At 54.9% G+C, this 1,714-nt stretch carries 2 protein-coding genes; one reads left to right on the plus strand and one right to left on the minus strand.

The window, feature by feature from the left end:
• Positions 1–313, minus strand: a 313-nt coding sequence (locus AKL28_RS23485) for a LysR family transcriptional regulator (RefSeq protein WP_156226480.1), incomplete at its 3' end; no start/stop codon positions are given.
• Positions 314–504: 191 nt separating this feature from the next.
• Between AKL28_RS23485 and AKL28_RS23490 the strand changes: the two genes are divergently transcribed.
• Positions 505–1,714: MFS transporter (locus AKL28_RS23490; RefSeq protein ID WP_050470693.1), on the plus strand; the 1,210-nt coding region annotated here is incomplete at its 3' end.

Raw genomic sequence — 1,714 nt, forward strand, 5'->3', positions numbered from 1 at the left:
GGATATGTTCCCCGCATGTAATGCGAACTGTGCCGCCTGGTTTATCACGCAATGCGGTGAGCGCATCCAACTCCGTTTCGATTTCATCGAAGCGATTGCCAATCGTATGAATCAATCGTTCACCAGCTGCGGTCAGAGAAATGCTGCGTGTAGTTCGTGTCAGCAGGCGAATCTGAAGCCTTTCCTCAAGTCCGCGAATCGCTTGGCTCAAGGCAGACTGTGTTACGCCAAGCGTAGCGGCTGCTCGCGTGAAACTGCCCTCGCGAGCAACGGTAACGAACCCCAAGAGGTCGTTGAGATTGCGTTTCATCATTGTCTGCCACCCTTTAGCTATTCATTAGCGCAGCTAATAGGGTAATTAAGGATTCATTATCTAGTCAAGCAGGCTTTGGATTGCGAAACTTGTAGCCAGTCAAAGTGGCATCAAGCGGACGGTTTCAGCACGCTATTACCGGACGCAAATGACGTATGCCGCTACCAATAAATTTCGGATTCAACAAGCCTATGTCTTTTCAAGTACCTGATGTCGCAGAAGACGTCCCCACGAGCGACGTGAGGAACATATCTCAGCAGCCAGGCAAGCGCGCCTACTGGAGTGGCGTTTTTGCCATGACGCTGTGCGCGTTCGCGCTTGTCGCATCAGAGTTCATGCCAGTGAGCCTGCTCACCCCAATCGCGACGGACCTCAAGGTAAGCGAAGGAATGGCCGGCCAAGCAATCTCCATTTCTGGCGTCTTTGCTGTCATCACTAGCCTGTTCATTTCCTCGCTGGCGGGGAACATGAGCCGGAAAACGCTGCTGCTTTGGCTAACCGGCCTGATGTTCGTGTCTGGGCCAATCATTGCTTTTGCACCGAACTACACGATATACATGGCAGGCCGGGTATTCATCGGCATTGCCATCGGGGGATTTTGGTCAATGTCGGCCGCCGCGGCTATCCGACTTGTGCCAGCGCCGCAGGTGCCCAAGGCGTTGGCCATCTTCAACGGCGGCAATGCTTTGGCGACCGTCGTTGCAGCGCCTCTTGGAAGTTACCTGGGCTCAATCATCGGATGGCGAGGGGCATTCTTCTGCTTGGCGCCGGTAGCACTGCTCGCGCTTCTCTGGCAATTCGCCAGCTTGCCTCCCATGAAGGTCGAGGACCACCAGAAGAGTTCTGGCAACGTGTTCGCGCTTTTGAAGACGCCGCTCGTGGCGGCAGGTATGGCCGGCGCGAGTCTCTTCTTCATGGGGCAATTCACTCTATTCACGTACCTGCGTCCATTCCTCGAAACCGTGACGAGAGTCGATATCCCGACGCTTTCGCTGTTGCTGCTCACCCTGGGTATTACAGGATTTATCGGCACCGTACTCATTGGTCATGTATTAAAGCGTGGCTTCTACCAAACGCTCATCGTCATCCCTTTAATTATGTCGGTCATCGCTGGCGGGCTGATTGCTCTTGGGCACCAACTGCTTCCTGTAGCAATTCTTCTGGCCTGCTGGGGAATGGTAGCTACTGCTGCGCCTGTTGGATGGTGGTCTTGGGTTGCAAAGACCTTGCCGAAGAATGCCGAAGCTGCCGGCGGTTTGATGGTAGCGCTGGTTCAACTGGCGATTGGGCTCGGGTCGACTCTCGGGGGCGTTCTATTCGACGCATACGGGCACGATGGAACGTTCACAGCTAGTGCCGCCTTACTCCTACTGGCAGCGCTCCTGGCAGGTATCACTGCTC

The organism is Herbaspirillum chlorophenolicum (genome assembly GCF_001189955.1).
Lineage (GTDB): Bacteria > Pseudomonadota > Gammaproteobacteria > Burkholderiales > Burkholderiaceae_D > Herbaspirillum > Herbaspirillum chlorophenolicum.